26 protein-coding genes are annotated in these 25,952 nt (G+C 63.9%); 18 read left to right on the top strand and 8 right to left on the bottom strand.

All coding sequences use genetic code 11. The features are described 5' to 3' along the window. The first annotated feature begins 220 nt into the window (after nucleotides 1-220). The 3 genes from ACZ41T_RS02345 to ACZ41T_RS02335 all read left to right on the top strand — a co-directional run bounded on the left by ACZ41T_RS02345 (nucleotide 221) and on the right by ACZ41T_RS02335 (nucleotide 3,894). Entirely contained in the window at nucleotides 221-508 is a 288-nt protein-coding gene (locus ACZ41T_RS02345; RefSeq protein ID WP_464922876.1) for a hypothetical protein, read from the top strand. Nucleotides 509-979: 471 nt separating this feature from the next. Beyond that, nucleotides 980-3,295: a chemotaxis protein CheB gene (locus ACZ41T_RS02340; protein WP_464922875.1), complete on the top strand. Its 2,316-nt coding sequence runs from the start codon at nucleotides 980-982 to the stop codon at nucleotides 3,293-3,295. Continuing rightward, nucleotides 3,292-3,894, top strand: coding sequence for a response regulator transcription factor (locus ACZ41T_RS02335; RefSeq protein WP_464922874.1), 603 nt, complete (start codon nucleotides 3,292-3,294; stop codon nucleotides 3,892-3,894). The genes ACZ41T_RS02340 and ACZ41T_RS02335 overlap by 4 nt, the downstream gene beginning before the upstream one ends. A 205-nt stretch (nucleotides 3,895-4,099) precedes the next feature. Here the strand turns inward: ACZ41T_RS02335 and ACZ41T_RS02330 are convergent, their stop codons facing one another. Further along, nucleotides 4,100-5,047 carry an IS110 family RNA-guided transposase gene (locus ACZ41T_RS02330; protein WP_464922210.1) on the bottom strand — a complete coding sequence of 316 codons (948 nt, stop codon included), beginning with the start codon at nucleotides 5,045-5,047 and terminating at the stop codon, nucleotides 4,100-4,102. Nucleotides 5,048-5,634: 587 nt separating this feature from the next. On the opposite strand from ACZ41T_RS02330, the gene ACZ41T_RS02325 reads away from it, so the two are divergent. The 6 genes from ACZ41T_RS02325 (at nucleotide 5,635) to ACZ41T_RS02300 (ending at nucleotide 9,264) form a co-directional block, all read left to right on the top strand. Then, nucleotides 5,635-6,597: a sigma-70 family RNA polymerase sigma factor gene (locus tag ACZ41T_RS02325; RefSeq protein ID WP_464922873.1), complete on the top strand. Its 963-nt coding sequence runs from the start codon at nucleotides 5,635-5,637 to the stop codon at nucleotides 6,595-6,597. A gap of 37 nt (nucleotides 6,598-6,634) precedes the next feature. Next, a complete protein-coding gene (locus tag ACZ41T_RS02320) occupies nucleotides 6,635-6,988 on the top strand; it encodes a hypothetical protein (protein WP_464922872.1) in 354 nt (117 codons plus the stop codon). A gap of 204 nt (nucleotides 6,989-7,192) precedes the next feature. Beyond that, entirely contained in the window at nucleotides 7,193-8,161 is a 969-nt protein-coding gene (locus ACZ41T_RS02315) for a sugar phosphate nucleotidyltransferase (protein ID WP_464922871.1), read from the top strand. Nucleotides 8,162-8,240: 79 nt separating this feature from the next. Then, nucleotides 8,241-8,714: a hypothetical protein gene (locus tag ACZ41T_RS02310; RefSeq protein ID WP_464922870.1), complete on the top strand. Its 474-nt coding sequence runs from the start codon at nucleotides 8,241-8,243 to the stop codon at nucleotides 8,712-8,714. Next, nucleotides 8,597-9,133: an alkaline phosphatase family protein gene (locus ACZ41T_RS02305; protein ID WP_464924012.1), complete on the top strand. Its 537-nt coding sequence runs from the start codon at nucleotides 8,597-8,599 to the stop codon at nucleotides 9,131-9,133. The genes ACZ41T_RS02310 and ACZ41T_RS02305 overlap by 118 nt, the downstream gene beginning before the upstream one ends. Then, nucleotides 9,049-9,264 carry a hypothetical protein gene (locus tag ACZ41T_RS02300; protein WP_464922869.1) on the top strand — a complete coding sequence of 72 codons (216 nt, stop codon included), beginning with the start codon at nucleotides 9,049-9,051 and terminating at the stop codon, nucleotides 9,262-9,264. Before ACZ41T_RS02305 ends, ACZ41T_RS02300 begins: the two co-directional genes overlap by 85 nt. Before the next feature lie 394 nt (nucleotides 9,265-9,658). On the opposite strand, the gene ACZ41T_RS02295 is transcribed toward ACZ41T_RS02300, so the two are convergent. The 6 genes from ACZ41T_RS02295 to ACZ41T_RS02270 all read right to left on the bottom strand — a co-directional run bounded on the left by ACZ41T_RS02295 (nucleotide 9,659) and on the right by ACZ41T_RS02270 (nucleotide 19,147). Continuing rightward, nucleotides 9,659-12,100 carry an endonuclease/exonuclease/phosphatase family protein gene (locus tag ACZ41T_RS02295; protein WP_464922868.1) on the bottom strand — a complete coding sequence of 814 codons (2,442 nt, stop codon included), beginning with the start codon at nucleotides 12,098-12,100 and terminating at the stop codon, nucleotides 9,659-9,661. A gap of 286 nt (nucleotides 12,101-12,386) precedes the next feature. After that, nucleotides 12,387-13,679 carry a glycosyltransferase gene (locus ACZ41T_RS02290; protein WP_464922867.1) on the bottom strand — a complete coding sequence of 431 codons (1,293 nt, stop codon included), beginning with the start codon at nucleotides 13,677-13,679 and terminating at the stop codon, nucleotides 12,387-12,389. 166 nt (nucleotides 13,680-13,845) lie between these two features. After that, a complete protein-coding gene (locus ACZ41T_RS02285) occupies nucleotides 13,846-16,092 on the bottom strand; it encodes a hypothetical protein (RefSeq protein WP_464922866.1) in 2,247 nt (748 codons plus the stop codon). Next, entirely contained in the window at nucleotides 16,089-16,844 is a 756-nt protein-coding gene (locus tag ACZ41T_RS02280) for a TVP38/TMEM64 family protein (protein WP_464922865.1), read from the bottom strand. The genes ACZ41T_RS02285 and ACZ41T_RS02280 overlap by 4 nt, the downstream gene beginning before the upstream one ends. 213 nt (nucleotides 16,845-17,057) lie before the next feature. Then, nucleotides 17,058-17,702, bottom strand: coding sequence for a potassium channel family protein (locus tag ACZ41T_RS02275; RefSeq protein ID WP_464922864.1), 645 nt, complete (start codon nucleotides 17,700-17,702; stop codon nucleotides 17,058-17,060). Next, a complete protein-coding gene (locus tag ACZ41T_RS02270) occupies nucleotides 17,699-19,147 on the bottom strand; it encodes a TrkH family potassium uptake protein (RefSeq protein ID WP_464922863.1) in 1,449 nt (482 codons plus the stop codon). Before ACZ41T_RS02270 ends, ACZ41T_RS02275 begins: the two co-directional genes overlap by 4 nt. A gap of 171 nt (nucleotides 19,148-19,318) precedes the next feature. Here ACZ41T_RS02270 and ACZ41T_RS02265 point away from each other — a divergent pair, with 171 nt between their 5' ends. The 8 genes from ACZ41T_RS02265 (at nucleotide 19,319) to ACZ41T_RS02230 (ending at nucleotide 24,826) form a co-directional block, all read left to right on the top strand. Further along, the gene (locus tag ACZ41T_RS02265; protein ID WP_464922862.1) at nucleotides 19,319-19,444 is read left to right on the top strand and encodes a hypothetical protein; all 126 of its coding nucleotides are present in this window, start codon (nucleotides 19,319-19,321) and stop codon (nucleotides 19,442-19,444) included. After that, a complete protein-coding gene (locus ACZ41T_RS02260) occupies nucleotides 19,441-20,514 on the top strand; it encodes a chorismate transformation FkbO/Hyg5 family protein (protein WP_464922861.1) in 1,074 nt (357 codons plus the stop codon). The genes ACZ41T_RS02265 and ACZ41T_RS02260 overlap by 4 nt, the downstream gene beginning before the upstream one ends. Beyond that, entirely contained in the window at nucleotides 20,493-21,335 is an 843-nt protein-coding gene (locus tag ACZ41T_RS02255; protein ID WP_464922860.1) for a MipA/OmpV family protein, read from the top strand. The genes ACZ41T_RS02260 and ACZ41T_RS02255 overlap by 22 nt, the downstream gene beginning before the upstream one ends. After that, nucleotides 21,332-22,162 carry a lysophospholipid acyltransferase family protein gene (locus tag ACZ41T_RS02250; protein ID WP_464922859.1) on the top strand — a complete coding sequence of 277 codons (831 nt, stop codon included), beginning with the start codon at nucleotides 21,332-21,334 and terminating at the stop codon, nucleotides 22,160-22,162. The genes ACZ41T_RS02255 and ACZ41T_RS02250 overlap by 4 nt, the downstream gene beginning before the upstream one ends. Further along, entirely contained in the window at nucleotides 22,162-22,941 is a 780-nt protein-coding gene (locus tag ACZ41T_RS02245) for a glycosyltransferase family 2 protein (RefSeq protein ID WP_464922858.1), read from the top strand. Before ACZ41T_RS02250 ends, ACZ41T_RS02245 begins: the two co-directional genes overlap by 1 nt. Next, entirely contained in the window at nucleotides 22,938-23,711 is a 774-nt protein-coding gene (locus ACZ41T_RS02240) for a class I SAM-dependent methyltransferase (protein ID WP_464922857.1), read from the top strand. The genes ACZ41T_RS02245 and ACZ41T_RS02240 overlap by 4 nt, the downstream gene beginning before the upstream one ends. Nucleotides 23,712-23,887: 176 nt before the next feature. Continuing rightward, complete coding sequence (locus ACZ41T_RS02235) at nucleotides 23,888-24,079, top strand: Thivi_2564 family membrane protein (protein ID WP_464922856.1); 192 nt, start codon at nucleotides 23,888-23,890, stop codon at nucleotides 24,077-24,079. A 297-nt stretch (nucleotides 24,080-24,376) separates the two neighbouring features. After that, on the top strand, nucleotides 24,377-24,826 hold the full coding sequence (locus tag ACZ41T_RS02230; RefSeq protein WP_464922855.1) for a CBS domain-containing protein: 450 nt from the start codon (nucleotides 24,377-24,379) through the stop codon (nucleotides 24,824-24,826). 63 nt (nucleotides 24,827-24,889) lie between these two features. Here ACZ41T_RS02230 and ACZ41T_RS02225 read toward each other — a convergent pair whose 3' ends face one another. Next, the gene (locus ACZ41T_RS02225; protein WP_464922854.1) at nucleotides 24,890-25,090 is read right to left on the bottom strand and encodes a dodecin family protein; all 201 of its coding nucleotides are present in this window, start codon (nucleotides 25,088-25,090) and stop codon (nucleotides 24,890-24,892) included. Nucleotides 25,091-25,186: 96 nt separating this feature from the next. Here ACZ41T_RS02225 and ACZ41T_RS02220 point away from each other — a divergent pair, with 96 nt between their 5' ends. Beyond that, nucleotides 25,187-25,915, top strand: a complete 729-nt coding sequence (locus ACZ41T_RS02220; protein ID WP_464922853.1) for a DUF72 domain-containing protein — start codon at nucleotides 25,187-25,189, stop codon at nucleotides 25,913-25,915. Nucleotides 25,916-25,952 lie beyond the last annotated feature (37 nt).

Genomic DNA, 25,952 nt, shown 5'->3' with positions numbered 1-25,952 from the left:
GGTGGCGGCCTGGTAATGTGAGCCTGCGACACGGAGGGAAAGCATTCCCGCTCTACGCCTGAAAATTATGGGCAATGCGGAATAAGTGGCCTGCCGGGTCTATTCTGAGCATTGAAGTTGACGCACACCGTCCATGTGTCGTCCGCTTAGACTGGAGGCAGCATGCCGACGGGCAATGGTCATGACATGCTGCGACGCGTTCATGGAGCCAGGCACGCGAATGACTGAAAACAAATATGAGATAGATCTCGAGAGGGCACGGCTCGATCCCGGTTCGGTATTCTGCAGCCCCGAGGCGCTGCGTGATTTTCGCGGATTGACGCAGGAACAGAAAATCGATCTGCTACGCCGCTGGGCGTACGATGCCAGCGAGCTTGCCGTCGCCGAAGAAGAGGGCATGTCAGGCGGCGAGTCTTCGCAGCTGTCAAGGATACTTGCCGTGCTTCATGCCCTGACGGGGGGCTACGATGTTGAGCACAGCCCGCCCACGAAGCAGAAAGGCGTATAAGGTGTTTTATCCTGAAGACCTCACCACAGAGATATGTCCTGCAGGGACGGTATCCCTTGGGACACAGAGGCACGGAGAACGGCAGGGAATAAATGGGTTGCCGATCAACCAGCCTTCACCCATCGGGTGGGCGCATTGACCCATGCAAGGTGTTGTTTTTCCTCTGTGCTCTCTGTGCCTCTGTGGTTCAACTGCTGTTTCAAGGTTTATGCGGCATCAATGGCATGCTGCTGTTTTTGCTGTTGATCAGCACATTCTCAATAGGCTGACCCTGCCGGAATTCGGCGCTGCAGTTTTCAGGGCTGGCTCGCCTCTCCCCGCCGCACAGACGGTCCCGCGCGCGCAAAATTTTTTGTTACTATCTCTGCTGTTGGCATGGCTTGTTCATGACGATAACGAACACCTGTTCCAGACTTGGCTGCCGGGGAGATTAGATGACCTTGATGTTTCACGATTCCGCTTCCTGAGCGTATGCCCGTCAAAAAGACTGCACCCCAGGAAAAACCCGGCCAAGCCGGGGCCGAGCGCGCCAGGTTCGCTGCCAACCGCAGGAAGGCAGCGCCATCGTCACCGAATACGGAAAACACGGAATCCACCGCGCAGCCGCTCCAGGCGGTCGTGGGCATGGTCGCCTCGGCGGGCGGTCTGGAAGCCTTCAAGCAATTCTTCCAGGCGATGCCGGCAGACAGCGGGATAGCCTTTGTGCTCATTCCCCACCTCGACCCCAAGCACGAAAGCCTGATGGCCCCGCTGCTGGACAAGCAGACCGCCATGCCGGTGGTGGAAGCCAGGGACGGGCAACGTCTCGAAGCCGACCATGTCTACGTCATCCCGCCCAATCATCACCTGACCCTGCACAAGGGGGTCATCCAGTTGAGCGCGCCCCCCGACCGGGGGGCCGGCCAGACCGCCATCGATCCCTTCCTGTGCTCGCTGGCAGCGGACCAGCAGGAACGCGCCATCTGCATCATTCTGTCCGGCACCGGCACCGGCAGCCACGGCTCGCTAGGGCTTAAGGCCGTCAAGGCCGAGGGCGGGATGGCCATGGTGCAGGAGCCGTCCAGCGCCGAATACAACGGCATGCCCCTCTCCGCCATCGACGCTGGGCTTGCGGACTACGTGCTGCCGCCCGGCCAGATGCCGGAGGAATTGCTCAAATACGTGCAGCACTTCGTCGCCCCCGCCGCCGTGGTGATCAACCGGCGCTACGAGGCGCTGCAGAGTGCCATCGAGAAATTGAGCACGGTCAACTCCCAACTGCGTGACAAGGTCGACGAGCTGGAAAATTCCAACAACGACATGACCAATCTGCTGGCCAGTGTCGACAACGCCACCCTGTTTCTCGGGGTGGACCGCACCATCCAGCGCTTCACGCTCAGCGCCACCCGCTTGTTCAACCTGATCGCCACCGACGTCGGCCGCCCCATCGACCACATCACCGCCCGTTTCGAGGATCCGGAATTGTCGCGGGATATCGACCGGGTGCTGCAGATTCTGGCGCCATGCGAGCGCGAAGTGTCGCGCGGCGGCGAGCAATGGTTTTTGCGCCGCATCACGCCCTACCGAATCGCGGACAACCGCATCGGCGGCGTGGTGCTGAGCCTGACCGACATTACGCAGATCAAGCGGGCCGAGCTGGAACTGCGCGATCTGACGGCGCATCTCGAGCAGCGGGTGAGCGAGAACAGCGCGCAACTGCAACACGAGCGCAATTTCATCGACGCCATCGTGAATACCGTGGGCGCCATGATTCTCGTGATCGACACCGAAGAACGGCTGGTCCGGTTCAACACGGCCTGCAATACCACGACGGGCTATGACTTTGCCGAATTCCAGGGCAGCTCCAAGTGGCAAAACCTGATTCCCGCCGACGAACAGGACGGGGTGCGCCGCGTCAACGACAGGCTACGGTCCGGCGAGGACCATATCCGGCACGAAAACCACTGGCTTCATCGGGACGGCTCCATGCGTCTGATCAGCTGGTGCAATTCGGCGCTGCGGGACGAGGCGGGGCAGGTTCAACACATTATCTGCACCGGCATCGACATCACCGAACAGCGCCATGCCGAGAACCGGGCGCGGGAAACGCTGGAAGAAGCCTCCCGCCTGCAACGCCTGCAGACCGCCAACGAGCTGGCGACCCTGCTCGCCCACGAACTCAACCAGCCGCTGGCCGCCATCGCGACCTATGCCGAAACGGGCAAACAGCTCCTGCGCCACATGCCGCTGGATCACGACAGGCTGGCCGCCAATCTGGAGCGGATCAGCCAGCAGTCCCTGCGCGCCGGCGAAGCCATCCGACATTTGCGCGCGTTCGTGGGGCGGGGCCGGATCGACCCGGTGCCCACGGACCTGAATGCCGTGGCGCGCAGCACCTGCACCCTGATGGCGCCGAAGGCACGTGCCCGGGGGGTCGACATCGCGCTCGACCTGACAACGCTGCCGCCGGTATTGGCGGTGGACGTGCACATCGAACAGGTGCTGCTCAATCTGCTGCGCAACGCCATCGACGCCATCCGCGACGCCAACATGAGCAGCGGGAGCATCACCGTGACGACACGGCGGTTCGAGGACATGGCCCAGGTCAGCGTCATCGACAGCGGCCCCGGCATCGATGCGGCGGTGGCCGACAAGGTGTTCGAGCCGCTGGCCAGCCATAAGGAATATGGTCTGGGCGTGGGGCTGCGCATCAGCCGCAGCCTGATCGAGGCCCACGGTGGTCGGCTGTGGGTCGAGCCCCACATTCCCGGCGGCATCTTCCATTTCGTTCTTCCCTTCGCCCCATGAACCCGACCGTATTTGTAGTCGACGACGACGCCGCGATGCGCGATGCCCTGACCCAGTTGCTGGAAACGGCCGGCCTGCAGGTGGAGGCTCACGCCGGTGGCCCCGCTTTCCTGGTGGCCCATGAGGCAGACCGCCCCGGCTGCCTGTTACTGGACATGGCCATGCCGGGCATGACCGGGTTTGAAGTCCAGGCGGCGCTGAACGCGCGCGGCTTGACCATTCCCACTATCTTCCTTACCGGTCACGGCGACATCCCAATGGCCGTACGGGCGGTGCAGGCCGGCGCCGTGGATTTCCTGGAAAAGCCCATTCAGGGCGCCGCACTGCTCGAACGGGTGCAGCGGGCCCTGGCGCTGGATCTGGAATGGCGCCAGACACAGGGCCGCACCCAGGCCATCCAGCAGCGCTATGCCCGCTTGAGTCCACGCGAAATCGAGTGCATGGCACTCATTGTGTCGGGCCTCACCAGCAAGGAGGTCGCACGGGAACTGGGCATCAGCCCGCGCACGGTGGAAGTCCACCGCACCCATGTCATGCACAAGATGGGCGCCGCCAACCTGGCGGACCTGCTCAACATGGCCACTTGCTGCAAACCCTGAGCCCGAAAACAGTGGCGAGGGCGGCTCGCCCACAGGTCCCTGGCCCTGAACAAGGGAACCCGCTCCGGGCCGAAGCCGTTTTTCCCTAAGGAAGCGCTGATTAATTTGTCATTGCGAGGAGCGCAGCGACGCGGCAATCCAGAAATGCCTGCTTAATCAATACGCTGGATTGCTTCGCTGCGCTCGCAATGAACTGTGCTTCTCGTCAAGCATATTCTGTCGAAAAAGGCGCATTGGTCGTTGCCACCGCGAAGGCCTGCCTCAACAATTTATGCGCAATTGCGACGTTGATGACCTTCGGCGGCTTGCCCAGTGCTTTCAAGCGGGCATACAGTGCCCTGCAGGCCGGATTGCAGGTCTTCGCGGTCCAACTGCACAGGTAGAGCAATTGACGCATCCGCCCCTGCCCCAGCTTGGCGATCCCGCCTTTGCCATTGACCGAGCTGCCCGAGCGGAATGTCGTCGGGCTCACCCCGATATAGGCGCACAGCGCCTTGACGTCCTCGAAGCGCCTGAAGCCGTCCGTCACGATGATCAGCTCGATCGCCGTCTTGGCGCCGATCGAGGGAATCGTGAGCAGCCGCTCAAACAACTCGGTAAAAGACTTTTTTACCATCACCTCCAGATGCCGTTCGCATGTCTTGATCTGTCCGTCCAGTTGCTGCAACTGCGCTGCCATCTGCGAAATGACGAAGGCGTTGGGTTTGGCGTGGTGGGCATGGGCTTCGCGCCGGTTGAGCAGCCGGGTGCGCTCCCCGATCAGGTCGTTCAGCCAGCCATGCGCCTGCTGCAATTCAAGTACTTCATCCGTGGCGGGCGCCCAGGGCGACAAGGGCTGCTGTTCGCCATAGCGCCGGATCAACTCGGCATCCGCACGGTCGCTCTTTACCCGTGACAGCTGCATTTGGGAAAAGCGCTTGATGACCAGCGGGTTGACTACGCTCACTCGCCGCCCCGACTCATGCAGCCTGAGCGCCAAGCGCGCATGGTAGGTTCCCGTTGCTTCCATCACGTAGTGTGCCGCCTCGGGCGTTTGCGCCAACAACTGGCCGATGTCTTCATCGGTGTACTCAAAGCGCTGATGCCGGCCCTGACCATCCACCTGCCAGGCCGCATCAAACCATTTCTTGCTGATATCAATGCCTACAATCATCAATCACCCCTGAATCCTTGGAAATGTATGAAAAACCAGCCACTTACACTTTCCATCCATCCTGAATGCGGGGTCACGCCCCAATGAACTGTCCGGAATCAGTAAGGGCGGAGAAGGGCAACCACCATTGCGAACAGCCTCGAACGACTCATGACAACTTCGGCTTCAGACCCTTCTCCTGGCTCGTCTCGAATATCCTATTCAAAACGAGTTGGCGCAAGCATAGGATGACGGCCATGTTGAATTGTTCAGCGCTTCCCTAATACATCCCTGTTTCCTCCTGGTTACGGTTCCACTACGTGGTTTCACTGAGTGTCCGCACGAATGATGCCGCGGCGCCATGATCGGTACTCTTTGCCTGTCGACTGAGCTTGTCGAGTGACCCACCGTCGCCGGTGCATTCTGGCCGACTTCGCTATCGGGCTTGTCAAATCAAAAGATTAAAGAGGAGAGGGTTATGGTCAAACATATCGAACCGACTACCTTGGATTTCGCGCTGGAGATCCGGCAGCTTTCAAGCGGGGTATGTGCCTTGCCCTCGACCGCCCCCCGCCATCCTGTACGGCAATTCCAGATCGGAGGTGAGCATGTGGCACGATAACTTTCATGATCCCGAGACGCATTACCGCGCACCGGAAAGCGCCGTCGATACCATCGATATCGATGCGCCGCAAACCGGCGGGAAGGCTACAACCGGGACTCATGACGAGGACGAGTACGCCCTGGACATCACCCAGCGCTATTTCGAGGACATCAGCCGCCTGCGGATATTGAAGGCCGACGAGGAACAGGCATACGCCCGGCGTATGCGTGACGGCGATGAAAAGGCACGCGAGGTGCTGATCACGCATAACCTCAGGCTGGTCGTGTATGTCGCCAAGCGCTATCTGGGACGCGGCCTGCCGCTGCTGGACCTGGTCGAGGAAGGTAATCTGGGGCTGATGCACGCTCTGGAGAAATTCGACCCGGATCGCGGCTTCCGGCTGTCGACTTATGCCACCTGGTGGATCCGGCAATCCGTCGAGCGCGCCCTGATGAACCAGTCGCGCACCATCCGCCTGCCCGTGCATGTGGTCAAGGAACTCAATGTCTGCCTGCGTGCCCGCAGCAAGCTGGACAAGCTGGGCGTGTCGGATCCGGGGGCGGATGCGATCGCCCACCTCACGGGCAAATCCATCGAGGCGGTGCGCAGGGTCATGCAACTGAACCGGCCGCCTGTTCCCCTCGATGCCCCCCTCGACATCGACCCCGACCTGACACTGGGCGAAGCCATCGCCGACGAGCGTTGCGTGCCCCCCGACGAGCATCTGTATCAAGCCCAGCTTGAAGGGTTCGTGACGGAGTGGCTGGCCAAACTTTCGGACAAGCATCGCTGGGTGATCGAGCGGCGTTTCGGGCTGAACAATCAGGACGTGGCCACCCTGGAAGAACTGGCCAAGGACCTCAAGGTCACGCGCGAGCGGGTCCGGCAGATCCAGGTGGAGGCACAAAAAGAACTGGCCATCGGTCTCGGGGAAAAAGGTGTGTTTAAAGAGAACTGGCTGCCATGACGTCCCGCGCGAACAAAATCCGGGAGGCCGTCAGACCATGAGCCGCATACTGATTGCCCTGCATGGCCATCTGGTCAAACGGTCGGTGCTGAATGCCGTCTTCGAATACTGCATGAAGATGAAATTCAAGGTCAATGTCCTGTTGGTGGACGATGAAGATGCGCCGTCGCCGGTACTGGCGGATTTCGTGGCCCGATTGAAGCAGGCCGGATTGAATGGCTGCCTGTACCGGCAGGCGGGATGTCTCGGTCAGGCTGTGCTGAAACATGCGAGTCGTCACAAGGACATTCGCCTGATCCTGGTTGACAGCATGAAGAACTGGGGCTCCAGAGTCCCCTTGAGAGCCCTGTCGCAACCCGTTGGCCTGTTCAGCGGCGTTGTGGCTTCCTGATGGCGACCGGCCAACTGGAAGCGGGGCAACGGAAAGGCTGCCATTCAATCCGGCCTGGTTCGGCGCGGGCCCGGTCAAGACGGCACGACATTCGGGGCGAGGGCGCCCCTCCCATGGGTTCTCGGCAAGATTCTAGAAGCCGGCTAATGTTTTTACTGGATGGCGGCACGGAGGAAATTTATGCAGGACAACCATATCTGGGCGGTGGTGCTGGCGGCGGGTGAAGGCAAACGCCTTGCGGCACTGACGATGGACGAAGCGGGCAGGCATGTGCCCAAGCAATTCTGCTCGCTTCACGGCGGACCCTCGCTGTTCGGACTTGCGCTGGCGCGGGCAAGGGCCGTCGTTCCCGATGATCGTGTCTGTGCGGTCGTTGCAAAAGAGCATGAGCGCTGGTGGCGTGAAAACCCCCATGACATCCGTCCGGACAACCTGATCGTCCAGCCGCGCAACCGCGGCACAGGCAACGGCGTGCTGCTTGCGCTCGCGTACATTCTCAAGCGCGATCCCCTGGCCCGGTTGATCTTCCTCCCCGCCGACCATCACGTGCTGAACGAGGGAACCTTGATTCAGGCCATGTCTTCCATGCTTGCCGGAATGCCGGCCCGGGCCAGGGAAATCTTCCTGCTGGGGATCGAGCCTGCCGATGCAGACCCGGAACTGGGCTACATCATGCCGCAGAAGGCGACCCGACAGGATGCGCAAGGGGTACGGCATTTTGTCGAGAAGCCGTCCCGCACCGTGGCGGGCAAGCTGATCCAGGAAGGCGCCTTGTGGAACAGCGGTATTTTCGCCGCGGCAGGCGACCTTCTGCTGGAATTGTTCAAGATGCGCTTTCCGAACCACGCCCACAGCATCGACACCACGACGGCGAGGATAGCCGACCCCGCCAATCCGTCATGGGCACTGGGCCATCTGTATCAGCAGATTCCAGACGTCGATTTCTCGCACCACATCCTGCAGCTCCAGGTCGCGGATTTGCGGGTGGTTCCGGTGCCGCAATGCGGCTGGTCGGATCTCGGCACGCCGCACCGGGTAAGCGAACGGCTGAATCTGATTTCCAGCAACCGCTTCAGCGCCAACGACTCTTTTGGCGATGCGATTTTCCTCGACCTGGCGAACGCGGCGATCGGGGCAAACGAACACGAGCGCGTTACCCGGGCGGCAATTTAAGCTGATTGCCCATGGGCGCGATGAACCGCTGAGCCCATCATGAGTGCCCCAAGCGATATCTCGTCGGTCTGGGAAGAACTTGCCCGCGCCGGCGGCCGCATCGTCCTATCTGGTGCTGGATGGCGCCGGCGGCCTGCGCGACGGTGCAAACGGGAAGACCGCCCTGGAAATGGCCCGCACGCCGAATCTCGACCGGGTCATGCGCGACTCGGCATGCGGGTTGCTGGAACTGGTCGGTCCCGGCATCACGCCCGGCAGCGGCCCCGGCCAGCTGACGCTGTTCGGCTACGATCCGCTACGTTTCCGTCTGGGCCGGGGCGTGCTGTCCGCGCTCGGTGTCGACTTCGACCTGCGTGAGGGCGCGATGTGGCGGCGCGCATCAACTTCGCCACCATCGACGGCGAGGGCCGTGTTACCGACCGTCGCGCCGGCCGCATTTCCAGCGAAACCAATCGCCGTCTGTGCGACAGGCTTCGGGGTGCCGTCCAGCTGGATTTCGACGGCGAGTGGTTTCTGGAGACCGTCGCCGAGCACCGCGCCGTACTGGTGCTAAGAGGCGCCAATCTGGCGGGAGATATCCAGGATACGGATCCACAAGCCACCGGCGTTCCCCCTCGCGAACCGATGGCCCTGTCCGCCACGGCACGGCCGACGGCGGAACTGGCACATGCCTTCATCGGGCAGGCGCGCGACGCGCTTGCCGGCGAAAAAAGCGCCAACGCCGTCCTGCTGCGCGGATTTCAGCGCCATGCACCCCTGCCGACCTTGCAGGCGCGCTTCGGCCTGAAGGGGCTGTGCCTCGCGCACTATCCCATGTATCGCGGCCTCAGCCGGCTGCTCGGCCTGGACGTGGCGACGGGACCGACAAGCACGGCGAGGATGGGAATATGCAGGGCAAGGTGGCCGTCATCGAGGCGGTGGACCGGTTGCTGCCCGGCCTGCTCGATCTGCAGCCCGATGTGCTGGTGGTGACCGCGGATCATTCGACCCCGGCTGTGATGGCCGCCCACAGCTGGCATCCGGTGCCGGTGCTGATCCGCGCCGGCGGGCTGCGCCCCGGCCTGCATCTCATGGGCTGGCACTGGCCCATGCCGGCCGGCTGAACAAGTTCGGCGCCTGAATAAATCGAAATAAAAGAGCGACGATTCAGGCACTTTCACCGTGACATACGATTCCACATGGGCTTCAGCCCATAGTGGATCGGAGTCCTTCAGGGCAATCCAGAAAGTCTGCTTAATCAATACGCTGGATTGCTTCGCTGCGCACGCAATGACGGCCGTATTGAATTGTTCAGCGCTTCCCTAAGCGTTGTTTTTCGCAATGTTCCTTCATTCCGTCTCTCTCGGGGATACCTTCCCGACACAACGGATAGCGCTCGGACCGCGTGCCGGCAAAGTATTCCCCGTAAAGGGGAGGCCGTGGCTGTAAGCCGATTAATCGGCAACAACCACGCATTGCCGGCAGGTAACAGGCCATCGCCAGCAACCACCTGGCTGTTCACGCCGATCGTCCCGCCCTGTTTGCGGCCGACGGCCGATGCACGGGAATACGTATCTCCGCAATCAGGGGCAGGTGGTCGGAGGCGACGCGCGCCAGTTCGGAATGGGAAACCTCAATGCCGCTCACTTCAAGCCCAGGGCTGATGAAGATGTGGTCGATGCGCATACGCGGAAGGCGGCTGGAAAAGGTGGCGTGGGGGCGGTGGTGTTTCGCCTCGGCTTGAGCATCTCTGAGCTGAGCGCCGATCTGGCAGCACACCGGCGATGACGGCAATGCGTTGAAGTCGCCGCACAGAATCACCGGTCCCCGGCACTGTTCGTGCGCCAGCCAGTCGCTACCGAGCAGGGTCGCGACCTGCGCGATGCGTTCACGCGGATAGAGGCCCATGTGGGTATTGATGATCTGAACTTCCCTGCCGTGCAGGTCGGCGGCAACCCAGAGCGCGCCGCGCGGTTCGAGGTGCGGCTTGCCGGCGAGTCCGGGCAGCGAGCCGGCCTTGACCAGGCGCTGCGGCAGGTGCGTCAGGATGGCATCCCCGTAGCGTTCTTCCTCCAGGTGCATGGCCGGGTGGAAGTGAAATTCCATTTCCAGGTAACGGGCGATCAGGTGCGCCTGATCCATGCCCAGACTGCGCTGGCGGCCCACGTCCAGTTCCTGCAGCGCCACCACATCCGGCCGGGCGCGGGCGATCACGCGGGCAATGCGTTCGACATCGAGCTTGCCGTCCATACCGACGCAGCCGTGTACGTTGTAGGTCATGACGCGAAGGCTGTCCGTCGGCGCTGCGGGAAGCCGTTTGCCGGCGCCGCGAGGCCGATTCTCGGTGCGCCCCAGGTGTTGCAGCGCGGCGTTGCGCAGATCGATCGGCCGCAGATATTCATGCTCGCGTGCTGCCAGTGGCGTGTCGGCGGGAAGCAGGGCAAAGGCGTGGGTTTCTTCCGGCGAGGCGCCGGCGTGTGCACCGTTCTCCGTGGCAAAGCTCATCGGTGCCACGCCGTCGCGCCAGCCGAGCAGGACAAGGTCGCCGGCCTCCGCATGTTCGCACAGGCGCACCAGGTCCTCGCCGACCGAATCGAGAAACGGATGCTGCGCGCCAAACAGTGCGGCGCGATCCTGCGGCAAAAGGAATTCGCCGGCGTCGGTGCGGGCGCACAGCGTGCCCGGGGCCGTCACGCTGAGCACGAGCGGAACCTTGTGCATGTGCGCCAGTTCGCGGGCGACAAAATCGCGCGCGTCGCCGGCGAGGTCATGCGGAAAATAGACATGGCCCACCGGGCCGAGGGCGGCGACGAGTGGGTATTGTTCGTCCGCTTCCCCACCATTGATGCCGAGCACCGAAAACAGACGCTGAAATTTTCGCCCGCCCAGAAAGCGAACCCGCTGCGTCTGGATGCCGCCCGCGTTTTGGCTGCGAATATTCAGCCCGGTGGTGCCCAGTTTCTCGAACGCCGCCGTCACCGCATCCTCCAGGCTATAGCCCTGAAGCTGCAGGTAGGACTGGACGGCGGCCTGCCCGTGGTCGGAATAGACCCAGACTTCGTAGTGCCGCCATGCCGAATGGTTGGCGGCGCGCCACAGACGGGCGACGGCATCGTCGATCCCCTTCAGCGTCCAGTGGGCAAACAGCGAACGCGGGCCGCGACGGTGCGACTGTTCGTCGTAACCGAGGAAGTTGATGTGGATGACGGGCAGGCCGCGGCTGATATCGATCTTGCCGCCGATCACGCAGAGCTCGCGCAGCAGGATGGAAATGGCGGCCCGAGTGGGAACGAATTTCAGCTCCTTGAAGAAGTCATGCCCTGCGATCAGGCCGCGCACAAAATCGTGCAGCGCCAGCCCCAGCTCCATCGCCACCAGGACGGCGACGCGCAGAAAACTGTAGAAATTGCTGAGCAGAAATGCCAGCAGCACCAATGGATTGGCCGCACGAAACGTCGACCCCCAGCCCATCGATGAGGGACAGAAATGCGATTCTGCGGCGCCGCCGGTGTAGCTGTCCGAGTAGGCGCTGCCGTCCCTGAGCAGCGCCTCGTTGCCGTTGCTCGCGAGCAGTGCCTCGACGCGCGCCGCCGTGTCCGGCTCGTACATGCGCACGATCCGGCGCGATTCGCGGTCCCTGAAGGAGAATGCCGGGACGGCAGCTTTGACACCATAGAAGAGTTCGGCCTGGACCGCAGGCGTCGTCGACGGCAGGCCCGAATAGTGGTCATGCATCCGATAGTGCTCGCGCCTGAGCAGCCGCCGCAGAAACGGCAATTCACCGCGATTCAGTGCGCGTTCGAACTGCGGGTGCGAAAGTCCGTCGATCTGAACCATGATCAGCCCCGGCCGTGTCGACGATCCTTCCGACACGGGCAGGCGCAGCAGACGCGCCAGCCAGACGCTGCGGCTGAGGTTGCGGCGCAGGCGGCGAAAAAGGGTCTCGATTCGGCTGAGCATCGGCTATCCGCTCGCATTCAAAGCCAAACCGTGCGCGGGCCGCGCATCATGCATCATCCTAGAAACCGCAGTTGGACGCGCCCGAGGGTGCGTCTGATCGGGTGTCTGCCGCGAAGCAACGACGCCGCGGGCCGGGGCCCGCAAGGAGGCGCGACAAAGGCAGGCGCACGAGCAGGCGTGCCATCGGGCGTGTAGCCGGACTCACCCACCGGGTGAACGGTATTGAAGGTACTCATTCTTGTGTTCATGGGCGTTTGCATGGGTGATGAGCGGTCAACTGCGGTTTTTAGGTTCTGTCTTCCTTGTCGGAAAACAGGCCGGCGCCAAAGGCCGCATCGCCCGCGCCGGCCACGCTTTTCAGAATGTCCCACTCCGTCCTGATCGCGGTCATGACCTCTTCCCAGGCGCTCACATCCTCGCCCGATTCGGTGGCTTTTCCGGGTTTGAGCGCTTCGTAACAGGCCAGGGCCCTGTCCGCCGAGCGGGGCATGGAAAAGGCCTCGGCGGTTTCGAGTGCGGCCTGTTTCAGATCGCGCAAGGATTCGGCAGGCAGCGCAGCCACCCACTGCAGGGCGGCGCCGAATGCCGCGGACGTCGTCTCGCGCAGCAGGCGGCCGTTGTGCCGGTCCCGCACTACTTCCCGGACACCGGACGCATCCAGAGCGACGACCGGCAGGCCGGCCGCCATGGCTTCGGTCAGCACCATGCCCTGCGTCTCGCTGGTCGACGCGAAGGCGAACAGATCCATGGCGTGCAGGGCGTCGGCCAGTGCCTGCTGTTTCAGGATGCCGGCGACATGCAGCCGCGCTTCGAGTCCTGCCCGGACAAATACGTCGCGCATGGCGGTTTCGGAGGGGCCGCTGCCGATCACCAGAAAGTGCGCGCGCGGGTGGCTGCCGACGAAGTCGGCGACCGCCTGCGCCAGAAATTCCAGGTTCTTTTCCGGCGCCAGGCGGCCCAGGTGGCCGACCACGAAGGCATCCGCCGGAATCCGCATCCGCTGGCGGAAGGCGGGACCGTCGCCGTGTGCGAAGTGTTCCAGCCGAACCCCGGTGGGCACCACCGCAATCGGCGTGACGACACCACGCTGCTGCAGCAGGTCGCGGATGCTCTCGCTGGGCGCGAACACCTGGTCGGCGAGGTTGGCGTAGCGGGTGGCGAGTTCGATCGTGAAGCGCTTCAGCGCGGGGGAGTCGCCGGGAACATAGTGGGTGTATCGCTCGTACAGGGTGTGATGGGTGAACACCAGCGGCAGCCCCCGGTGGCGCGCGATCCGCATCGCGGTCATGCCGAGCAGGAAAGGGTGCTGGGCATGCACGATGTCGGGCCGAAAGGCATCGATCGTGTCGGACAGCGCTGGGTGGATCGGCAGCACCACCGAAAAATCGCTGGCGTTGAAATTCTGGATCGCGGAAATGCGCATCACGTCGGTCTCGTCGTGTGGCATGTCGGGAAACTCGGGCGCCACCACCAGTACCCGGTGCCCGCGGGTGCGATATTCCTCGGTGAACGCTTCTACCGAATGCGCCACCCCGCCGACGTGCGGGGTGAAGGTGTTGGTGAAGATGAGGATATTCATCCTTGAACCCCCGGTTTGAACCACGGAGGCACAGAGGCACAGAGAGAATCGAAAAAACAACGGATAGTCGATTTTCCGGCGGCACGCCTTCGGGCGAGGTGCCAGGCAGAAACGACCCATTGGTTTTTCTCTGTGCCTCTGTGCCTCTGTGGTGAGGAATTTGAGTTCATGCCCCCGGCTCCTTTTTGACGAGAATCACCGAGTCGGCGCCGGCTTGCGGGCTGGCCGGTGCGTAACCGGGCAGGTGGACCTCGATTGGCGGCGCGCTGCGATGCCAGTCGGCCTGCCATTCGACGCGCGGCGCTTTGCCTGGATCCAGTGTGATGCCGATCGATACCGTTCCAAATGTGGTGGGCGCAGGGCCGAAGCGGATCGGCGCGGTCTGGTCGAGCCAGCGCGCGGGAATTCCCGCACACAGGATGAGGCCTTCGCCTTCCTCGCGCACGAAGCAGTTGCGGATCGTCAGCAGCCACTCGGCGGCGGCCCAGACATGGTGGCCGTCGCCCATGCAGCCGCCGCCGGTCAGCGGATGGATCGCCTCCGGCCACTGGCCGGTCGGCGAAGCCAGGGCGGCGACCGCATCCATCAGTTCGAGATAGCGCGGGTCGCCGGCGCGCAGCAGCACCTGGGCGACGTGCAGGGTCAGGTAGGCATTGAGGCCGGAATGGATCATGTCCTGGTAGAACGCGCCCTTGACGAAACAGCGGTCGAGCAGGAACTCGACGCAATCGAGCAGGCGTGGGTCGTCCTGCGCAGCGAGTTGCACCGGGTAGCCGCACGCCAGCGAACCGATGGCGCCGGCATCCAGACGGCGATAGGGCGACGCCGGCATGGCCGGGCGGCCGAGCCGTTCTTCGCAGCCGGCCAGGCTGCTCTCCACCGCCGCCGCAAAATCGTCGGCGGCCTGTGCGAATTCCCGGCTGTGGGCGGGGTCAGAGTCCGCCAGCATGGCCGCCGCCGCGCGCAAGCCGGCGATCCCCCAGAAATCGTCCCAGTAGTAATAGTCGTTGGGCCCCAGGTGTTCGGCGCTGAAGCCGGCCGGCAGCAACCCGGCGTGCGGCGCGTCCAGATCGTCGCTGAGCCGCTTGCGCATGATCCAGCGTGCGCCGCGCCGGATCGGGCCGAGCCATTCGGGAGAGGGGGGGCGATTGCTCAGGGCGAAGAAACGCTGCAGGATCCACAGCACTTCGCCGTTGGCGTCCCATTCGCCCTCCTGCGAACGGAAATAGCCGAGCGTCGTCTGCCGCGCCGGGAAGCGCGCCAGCGCGCGTTCGGCGCGATCCGTGAGACCGGCGCAGAGCAGGGCATGGATGATGAAGGCGGCATCGCGAAACCAGAACCGCTTGTAGGTGTAGGGACCAGGGTAGACGTCGTCCGGCGAATGCAGGATCAGCGAGGCGATCGCGGCGTCGTAGAGAAACTGATAACGCGGCTCCGGACAGGTAAGCCTGCAGCGACCGCGCTGTGCGGTGTCCCAGGCATCGGCGGCGAGCGGCGCCGCGGCCGCGAGCGGGATGCTCACGGTGATTTCGGCATCTCTCTCGGCCCCGACCGGAAACAGCGCGGCCGCGGTGACCATGCCGACGTCGCACAGGCCTTCGGTCTGGTCGTCGCGATCCCTGAGATGAATGAACACATCCCCGTGGCGATAATCGGAGACGTGATGCCGCACGGCGGCACTGCCGAATTCGACCCGCTGATCGTCGTCGATGATCCAGGCATCGCGCGCCGGCGACAGGCTGACCTGGTGGATGAAGCTGATGCCTTCCGGGTTTGCCGGACGCAGCGCCAGTACCAGCCAGGCGGCGCTGTCGGCCCGCGCCCGCAGATTCAGCTTGCAGACCGGGATGCCCGATTCGAGCTCGACCCAGGCGCTGCTGGTCAGCGCCAGCCCGGTCGTTTTCGTTTCGGTGGTGATGCGAACACCAGAGTCGATGTCCTGCCGCTGGCGGCAATCGGCGGCCCGCGAGGGCAGCAGGCAGCGTCCGTCCTCGGCCAGCAGCCAGCCGTCGAGCGACCAGCCATCGAGCAGGGGGGTCAGCAGCCCGCGCGGGTCGACGATCGGCAGTTCCGCGCAATCCGGATAGCCGACCGCAGTCCAGTTGCGGTGGGTGAGATTGACATGGGTGATGGAGAAGGCGCGCGGGATGAAGGACACGTCGAGCGGATCGAACTGGCGTTCGATCCAGTAGGGCCAGACCCAGTCCAGGTTGTGCTGGATGACCCGGCTGTTGATCAGGCCGCGCGCGTGGAACACTACGCCGGCGCGCAGCAATTCGATCGGCTCGCCCACTTCGGACGGCTGTGCAAAGCTGTGCAGCCGCGCCAGCAGGGCAATGGGGTCCAGGAAGCCCTGGCGACGCGCAGCATATCGCACGACAAAGCGCCAGGGCAGCCATTTCATCCAGCTCACGGCAAGTCCTCCTCGATCGCGCCTTGTTCAGCATAGCGGGTCAGCGCCCGGCGCGCGAGCCGGCTGAGGATGACGACCGCGAGCACGGCGGCGACGAAGCCGGCGCCGTAAAGCGTCCATTCCAGTGGCGAGCGGTCCGCGCTGCGCGCGCCGAGGGTGGAGAGATCGGCGGCGATCGAGCCGAGATACACGTTGTTGACCGAGAAGGGAATGAAGCCCAGCAGCGAGCCGCCGACGTACCCACGCAGAGAAAATGGCGTCAGCCCGAAAAAATAGTTGGAGAGCTTGCTGGGAAAGAACGGGATCAGGCGCGTCAGCAGAACGATCTTCCATCCGTACGGCGTCAGCTCGTCGCTCACCAGCCGGAGCCGGCTGCGGGCCATGACGAACTGTCTGGCGCGTTGCCCGAACAGATAGCGTGCGATGAGGAAGGCCAGCGTCGCCCCGAGCGTCGTGCCCGCCACCACGTAGATAGATCCTTCCACGACGCCGAACACAAACCCGGCGCCGGTGGTGAACAGCACCCCCGGCAGCACCAGTATCACCACCGCCGCCATGATCAGGATGAACAGCAGCGGCGCCCACGCGCCCTGCGCATCGAACCACCGCAGCAGGTGCAGCACCTGCTCGTGCGCGCCGAAATGGATCAACAGGGCGAGCGTCGCAGCGACGAACAGGATGCTGGCCGCAATCGCCCACAAGGGCGACTGGATACGGCTGCCGGGTGATTTCTTCAAGGTCGATTTCGTCATCTGCCGATTCTTTGCCGATTCTTTAGGGAGACGATAAATCATTCATTTTGGCGAGCCCTTACGGCGGTTCTCGTCGCCTGGATGGCTGTCTCCGTTGCACGATGAGCGTACAAGTTCAGCGTAGACCAAGCTGTCCGAATGCGCGTTGCGCGCTCTTCTCGCCGAAATGCGAACCGGGGCAGGGGAACGGGCTTTTACGCCCGAAACTGGCGCTCAGGCGCGCCAGCGCTCGTGCAGTTTTTCGATGTTCCTGCTGTGGGTGACGATCATGACCTCGTCGCCCCGCTTTAATTTGCTGTCCGGCTCCGGCAGCATGAATTTCTCATCCCGGTACAGGAACATCACCCGGCTGTCCCGCGGAAGATCCAGCTCATCGATGGGCTTCTCGTCCGCTTCGCGGGCGACGAAGGAGAACACCCGCGCCTCGTCCTTGACCAGCGCGATGATCTCCATGTGGTCATGGCCCTCGAACATGTCCGCGAGATAGCGGCCGGTGGTCCGCGCCGGAATGATCGCGTCCTCGAGGCCGAGCTCGATGCACAGGTGCTCGAACTCCGGGTCGTCGATCTTCGGCACCACCCGGCCATAGCCGAGAGAGCGGCCGGCAAGGCTCGCCAGGATGTTGGTCTGGTCGTTTCCGGTGAGACAGAACAGGAAATCGGTCGTTGACGGATCGGCTTCGCGCAGCAGTGCCGGCTTGCTGCCGTCGCCGTGCAGAAAACCGCAGTCCATCTCCTCCGCAAGCGCATCGATGCGATCCTTGTTCCAATCGATCATGACCACCTCGTGGCCGCGCTTGAGCAGGTGACGTGCAGTCATCACCGCCAGCGATCCCGCCCCTACGAATACCGCCCTCATAACGCCCCCGATCGCTTGCCGAACCAGGTGCCCGGATACAGCACCACCAGCAGCGCAAAGATTTCCATCCGCCCGGCCAACATATCGAAGCATAGTACGGCCTTCAGAAACGGCTCCAGATCCGGCCGGGTAATGCCGGTCGACAGCCCGACCGTGCCGCTTGCGGAGGCCACCTCGAACAAGGCATCCAGCGCCGGATAGCCGTGGGCGACGAAGGTCAGCCACGACAGAAAAACCAGCAGCGCGAACATCACTATCAGCAGCATGGCGCGCCACAGGTCCGTGTCATCCACCTGCTGCCCGCTGTGCCGCACGTCAATCACCGCGTGGCGCGGCGCGGCCGTGCGTATCAGGACCAGTTGCAGCAGTCGCAGCAACAGCAGCAGCCGCAGCAGCTTGAAGCCGCCGGCGGTGGAGCCGACGCTGCCGCCGATCAGCATGGCGCCGGTCATGGCGAGCTTGGAGGCATCATCAAGGTCGCTGACAGCCACCGTGGAGAACCCGGCCGTGCTCTGGGCGCTCATGCCCATGAGCAGCGCATCCAGCCGGCCGCCGCCCGTCGGCATCCACAGGTAAAGCAGCGTGCCCAGCAGCGCGGTGGCAACGATCAACGCACGCAACTCGGGATCCCGGAAGAGGCTGGCCGGGCCTTTCTGCCAGGCGAGGGAGTAGAGGGGCAAGGACACCGCTCCCAGCCACGAGAAGCCCATGATCGCCGCGGCCGCAGCGGGCTCCAGCCCCGCCAGGCTGTCATCGAAAGTGGAAAAGCCACCGGTGGCGACCGCGCTCAGGCCGTGCGCCAGCGCAACGAAGCCATCGCCGACCGCCAGCCAGATGCCGAGCACCGCGCACACCGTGAGCACCGCGTACACCAGGCCGATACGCCGCGCATAGGTGCGCGTGGTGGAAACCAGGGTGTCGCCGGTGGCTTCGGTGTCCATCAGCCGCCGCCCGGCCACGCCGTTGTGCAGGAACAGGGCCAGCGACAGGATCACAATACCGAGGCCGCCGTACCACTGCATCCAGGCACGGGCGAACAGGAACGCGCGGGATTTGTCCTCTACCGAGGCCGTGGTGCTAAGGCCGGTGGTGGTGATGCCGGAAACCGCCTCGAACCAGCCATCGAGCCAGCTGTCGCCGGCCGCGCCAAGGGGATAGCTCATCACCAGCGAGCCGAGAATAAACACCAGCCCCACCACCGCCAGCGCCTCGTTCACCTGCAGGCGGTCGGGAGCCGCCATGCGCGCCAGCGGCACGGCCAACGCCAGCAGCGCGACCAGCATCATGGCGTAGCGTCCGGCCACCGTGAATTCGCCGAGCAGCGCGGCGACCGCGAATGGCACGCTGTTCAGCGCTGCCAGCACGACGCCGAGCATACCCAGGTACTTCAGCAGCACCTGCCAGCGCACGGCATAACACAGGGTCTCGATTCGTTCGGCCGTCATGGGCGGTTCTCGCCGGATTTGCGGGTCAGATTAAGCCTAGCAGCCTGCCAGCCCAACACCGGAACGGGCGAATACCCCCAGCAACGACGTTTGTTTAGGTAAAATTGCCTGGTTTTTCGGTTCATGCGGACAGGGCCTTTCGCAGTGCAACCATCACCCAGGGGAAGCCTCATGTCGCACGATTCCATGCCACACGGGTCGGCGGCCGCCGCGCTGCCGGCGTTCAAGGCAATCGATTCCCTCAACGCTCCGGCCAGGACGCGGCGCTGGCTGAATATCCCGGCCGGCCGCCAATGATGCTTGCGGAAGCGACTCTGCGGCTGGAGGTTCTGCCCGCGTCCCGGCTTTCCCGCCTGAGTGGCCAGGGCAGTGTGTTGGGCGGCGTCTGCTTTTCCCATCCCGCCCGCCCGCTCGATGGGGCAGGGCTGCCGCTGCTGGCCGTGGACATGAGCCTGCCGGCCGGGGAGGAGGCGATCTGCGAAGTCTGGCATTGCGCGGAGCCCCTGACGTCTGGCCGGCATGGCCCCATCCGCTACCGTCAGGGCGACACGCTGCTGTACGGCTGCATGAGTCTGGACGAGGCCGTGCCGGATGATGCGCGCGCACCCCTGCAGGCCGCCACGGAAGCGGCCTACCAGGCCATCTTCGAGCTGCTTGAAGCCCGCGGCTATCGCACCGTCCTGCGCGTCTGGAACTATTTCCCCGCGATCAACCGGGAAAGCCACGCCATGGAGCGCTACCGTCAGTTCAATATCGGCCGTCAGGATGCCTTCCTGTCTCATGGCCGCTCGGTCGTCGACAATGTGCCCGCCGCCTGCGCCCTGGGCTCCGCCGGCGGCGGCCTCCAGATTGCCTTCCTGGCGGCGCGGGTGAACGTGGTCGGCGTCGAGAATCCGCGCCAGCTCAGTGCCTATCATTATCCCAGCCAGTATGGGCCGCGCAGCCCGACCTTCTCCCGCGCGGGGCTGGTCAGGCTGGGAGGGCGCGACATGCTGTTCATCTCCGGCACCGCCAGCATCGTCGGCCATCAAACCCTGCATCACGGCGATGTGGCGGCGCAGACGCGGGAGTGCCTGCACAACATCGCGGCCATCGTCGCCGAGGCCAACCGCCAGGCGCCGGCTGCCGGCTTCCGTCTCGACCAGTTTGCCTACACGGTCTATGTCCGGCGCCCTGAAGACTTGGCCACGGTGCGCCGCGAAATGGCGCAATTCATCGGCGCCCCGGTGTCGGTGGTGTTCCTGCAAGCCGACGTCTGTCGTGCCGAGCTGCTGGTCGAAGTCGAGGCCTCGGGCGGCCATGCCATCGGCTCCGGACAGGCGGATATTCCAACAGCGGACATGCCATGTCGCTCCACCTCCGCCTGATCCCGCTTGCCGCGCTGCTGCTCGCCGGCCTTCATTCCGGCCATGCCTGCGCGACTGAAAAGCCCCTGTGGGAACTTGGCGTCGGCATCAGCGCCCTGTTTTTTCCGGACTATCGCGGTTCGGACCAGTCCAGCCTCTACGCCATCCCGTTCCCTTACCTCATCTACCGCGGCGAGTTTCTCAAGGCGGACCGGCAGGGCATTCGCGGCACCCTGTTCGGCAACGACCGCATCGAACTCAATCTCAGCCTCGGCGCCTCGCTGCCGGTGAACAGCGACGACAACCGGGCGCGCCAGGGCATGCCCGATCTGCAGCCGACGGTGGAATTCGGCCCCTCGCTCAACCTCAACCTGTGGCGCACCCCCGACCGGCGCACCCGGCTGGACCTGCGCCTGCCGATACGCCCCGCCGTCGCCGTGGAAGGGGAAATGAACGAGGTCGGCTGGGTATTCTCGCCGCGCCTCAACCTCGACATCGTCGATGTCGCGGGGCTTCCCGGCTGGAATCTGGGGCTGCTCGCCGGACCGATATATGGCTCGGAACGCAACCATGACTATTTCTATTCGGTGGCGCCGCAATACGCCACCGCAGACCGCCCGGCCTTCGACGCCAAGGGCGGCTACGCCGGCAGCCAGTTCCTGATGTCGCTGTCGAAGCGTTACCCGAAATACTGGCTGGGCGCGTTTGTGCGCCAGGATACCCTCAAGGGCGCCGTCTTCGCCGACAGCCCGCTGGTCAAGAGTGAAAATTACTTTACCGCTGGCGTCGGCATTGCCTGGATCCTCGGCGAATCGTCCACCCGCGTCGAGGCGGCCGAGTGAACACAAGCCTGGCTTCGCCGCCCAGTCTGCCGCGGCGCTGGCTGCATCGGCTCTACGAATATTTCGCACTGTGGTTCGGTCTGGGGCTACTCGGCACGATTTCCCTGACCTGGACGCTGTTCGCCGTACCCCTTTATCACGTCTTGCCGAAACCTTGGGCCGACCCGCTTGGGCGTTGGGCCGCCACCCTCTGTACGCGCCTCTACATTGGCGCGCTCGCCCTCATCGGGGCTTGCCGCTTCGACCTTACCGAACTCGATGCCTTGCGCGGCCAAGGCCCGCTGATCATCGCCCCCAACCACCCCTGCCTGCTCGATGCCCTGATGGTTATCTCGCGCCTGCCCAACATGGCCTGCATCATCAAGGCCGACATCTTCGACAACGTCTTCCTCGGTGCCGGCGCCCGCCTGGCCGGCTACATCCGCAACGACGCGCAGCTGAGCATGATCAGGCAGGCCGTGGCTGAATTGCGGAATGGCAGCCACCTGCTGCTCTTCCCCGAAGGCACCCGTACCACCCGCTGGCCGATCAACGCCTGCAAGGGCACCACCGCGCTCATCGCCAGCCGGGCCCGTGTGCCGATCCAGACTGTGTTCATCGAGACCGACTCGGGCTACCTCGGCAAAGGCTGGCCGCTGTTCCGCCGCCCACCGATGCCGATCACCTATCGCATCCGGCTCGGCCGCCGCTTCGATCCGCCGGTAAAGGCCGGGCCCTTTACTGGGGAACTGGAACGCTACTTCATCGATGAACTACGCGATGCACCGCGTTTCCTGCAGCCCGATGCCCCGCAGGCCGCGGAATCCGGCGCAGCGCGGCCCACCTGATGGACGTGAACGCCTCCGCCAGCCATCTGGTGCTGATCCCCAGCTATAACCCGGGGGCACAGGTCTACGAGACGGTGCGCGCCGCCCGCGCCCAGTGGGCGCCGGTGTGGGTGGTGGTGGACGGCAGCACCGACGATACCGCCGCAGGCCTGCAGGACATGGCGGCGAACGACGCTCACCTGAAGGTGCTGGTGCTGCCCCAAAACGGCGGCAAGGGCGCGGCCGTGCTGCACGGCCTGGACCTCGCCGCGCGGCAGGGTTTCACCCACGCCCTGACCATGGACGCCGACGGCCAGCATCCGGCCGACCTCATCCCGGCCTTCATGGCCGCCTCGCAGCGGGCGTCCGAGGCGATGATCCTCGGCAAGCCGGTGTTCGATGCCGACGCCCCCGCGCTGCGGGTACAGGGCCGCAAGATTTCCAACGGCTGGGCCAATCTGGAAACCCTGTGGGCGGGCATCGGCGATTCGCTTTACGGCTTTCGCGTCTACCCGATCGACCCCCTGCGTCAGGTGATGCGCAGCCAGCGCTGGATGCGCCGCTTCGACTTCGACCCCGAAGCTGTGGTGCGCCTGTGCTGGCGCGGCGTGCACCCGATCAACCTGCCCGCGCCGGTGAAATACCTGCGCGCCGACGAAGGTGGCGTTTCCCACTTCAATTACCTGCGCGACAACACCTTGCTCACCTGGATGCACCTCCGGCTGATGCTGGGTTTCCTGCTGCGCTTGCCGCTTCTGCTGCTGCGGCGCCTGAACATTCACCGGTCAACCCTCCCATGAAAACTACCCCCGATTCGTCCGCGCAGACGGTGCACGCCCCGCATCCGCCCCTCACCGGCTACTACGCCAGCGAACAGGAACGGCGCGGTTTCGTCGGCAATCTGTTCGACCGCACCGCCGCCGACTACGACCGCATCGACCGTCTGCTGGCGCTGGGCAGCGGGCCCTGGTACCGCAACCAGGCGCTGCAGCGGGCGGGGCTGAAACCCGGCATGCGTATCGTCGACATCGGTGTCGGTACCGGCCTGATGGCGCGCGAAGCGGTGACGCTGGTGGGCGATCCCGCCCTGGTGGTGGGCGTCGATCCCAGCGCCGGCATGATGGCCTGCGCCAACCTGCCCGGCGTCCAGCTCATCGAGGGGCGGGCGGAGGCGATCCCGTTTCCCGATGCCAGCTTCAACTTTCTCAGCATGGGCTACGCGCTGCGCCATATCAGCGACCTCTCGGTCGCCTTCGGCGAATTCCATCGCGTCCTCAAGCCCGGCGGCCGCCTGTGCCTGCTCGAGATCACCAAACCGGAACGCGCCTGGAGCCAGGCTCTGCTCAAGATCTACATGCGCGGCGTGGTGCCGGTGCTGGCCCGCCTGGCCGGCAGCAGCACCGAGTCGGCCAAACTGTGGCGCTACTACTGGGACACCATCGAAGCCTGCGTGCCGCCGAGCGGGGTGCTCGACACGCTGGAGAATGCGGGTTTCACGGGCGTGAGACGGCACATCGAAAGCCGTGCGCTGTCAGTCCTGGCGGAATATCAGGCGGTCAAGCCGGGTTGAGTCGCACGCCGCCGTCTGCGAGCGAGACACGTTTCGCGCCGTTGTGGGGCAACGACGAAGACGCCGCTTACGATCGGCTATAAAGCAAGAAAGAGGGAAGAGGTAGCATCTAGCCGCATCTAAACTATTCTGTCAGTGCCCCTGGCAATTTTTAATGCGCTCACAGGAGAATCCGCATGCCTCTGATTAACTTAGTCATCGTCTTGATCGTGGTTGGCGTGCTGCTTTGGCTCGTCAATACCTACATACCCATGGATCGGAAGATCAAAAACATCCTGAATATCGTCGTCGTCATTGTTGTCGTGATATGGCTGTTGCAGGTTTTCGGCGTGTTGGGATCGATGGACACCATACGTATCGGCCGCTGACAACGCTCAAAGCGGGTCACCAGCGCAACCCGCTGTATGTGCGCTGACCTACCGCGCTCCGACCAGAATTAAAGGGGCGGCATCGCAGAGTTTTTGTTGCGAGGCTGCTCCTTTACTTTTTTTGGTCATTGCTTCGCTACGCTCGCAACGACAAAGTGGGTGGATGCGCCTCAATGCCCGCCCCGTGACCGTACCGCCATCTTCGGCGGCCACCGCCGCACCCCCCTGCATCGTGCCAACTGATTTCCAGGCGTCGGCTATCTTGAATAGCAGGCCCGTTGAAACAAGGAGCACGACATGGCAGTGGGCGAAATTTGCAACCGTGAGGTGGTGATTGCGAGGAAGGCGCTTTCGGTGGTGGACGCGGCGCAGTTGATGCGCCAGCATCACGTGGGCGATCTGGTCGTAGTCGAGGAAAGAAACGGCCGCAGGCATCCCGTCGGCATCGTCACCGACCGCGACATCGTGGTGGAGGTGGTAGCGGCGGGGGTGAATCCGGACGTGCTCAAGGTGGGCGACATCATGGGCCCGGAAGTGGCGACCGTGCGCGAAAGCGAAGGCCTGTTCGAGGCGCTGCGCTACATGCGCGGCAAGGGCGTGCGGCGCATGCCGGTGGTCGACCGTGACGGGGGTCTGGTCGGCATCCTCACGCTGGACGATCTGCTGAGCCTGCTGGCGGAGGAAATGACCGAACTGGCGAAGCTGGTGTCGCACGAGCGGCAGCGCGAAGCGGCCAGCCGTGCTTGAAGCGTGGAAATTCAGGTTTGGCCTGATGTGCGGCAAGCGTGGCCCGAGGGACACGCTGCGGCATTACTCGAGGACGAAAGTGACCTTGAGGACCGTCCGGTATTTCACGATTTTTCCGTTCTCGACGACGACCGACTGTTCCTTCACCCATGCGCTCTGGATGTTGCGCACGGTCTTGGCGCTGGTCTCAATGCCAAGACGAATGGCGTCTTCGAAGCTGCTGGTGGATTCGGAACTGATTTCGATGATTTTGGCGACTGACATGGTGTCCTCCTCGTGGCCACTGCCGCGCGTTGCAGCAAGTCATTGACCAATATAGTCGAACAAATGGACGGCTCGCGCGTGCCCTTCGTCTAGACCATGAACCATCTCCATATCGGCACCTCGGGCTGGTCCTACGACCATTGGGAAGGGCCGCTCTATCCGGAGGGGCTTGCCGCCGGGAAAAGGCTCGCCCATTACGCCGGACGCTTCTCCAGCGTGGAAATCAACACCAGCTTCTACCACTTGCCGGCGGCGGCGATCGTGGACCAGTGGCGCGATGCGGTGCCCGCCGGCTTCGTGTTCAGCGCCAAGGCCAGCCGCTACATCACCCACATGAAGAAGCTCAAGGATCCGCATGAAACCGCGCCCCCCTTCCTGCAGACCGTCGACCGGCTGGGCGACCGCCTGGGCCCTATCCTGTTCCAGCTGCCGCCCCGCTGGAATGCCGACCCTGCGCGGCTGGAGGCGTTTCTGGACAGCCTCGACCGGCGCCATCGCTATGCCTTCGAATTCCGCGACCCGAGCTGGTTCGACCGATCCGTGCGGCGTCTGCTCGAAAAACACGATGCCGCCTTTTGCATCTACGACCTGGGCGGGCAGGTGTCGCCCAAATATGTCACGACAGATTTTGTCTACGTGCGCCTGCACGGTCCGGCTGCCGCCTACCAGGGCCGCTACGACAACCGCATGCTGGCGGGCTGGGCGGGTGCCTTCTCTACCTGGATCAGGCAGGGCAGGGCGGTGTATTGCTATTTCGACAACGACCAGCAAGGCCATGCAGCCCTCGATGCGCTGCGCCTGAAACACATGCTGGAAAAACCCTGAAGCATCACGCTCGAGCGAGACCACATCGGCGAGGGAG

This window comes from Thiobacillus thiophilus (assembly GCF_055378705.1).
Note: the sequence above shows the minus strand (reverse complement) of the source record. Positions and strands in the feature narration are given on the sequence as shown.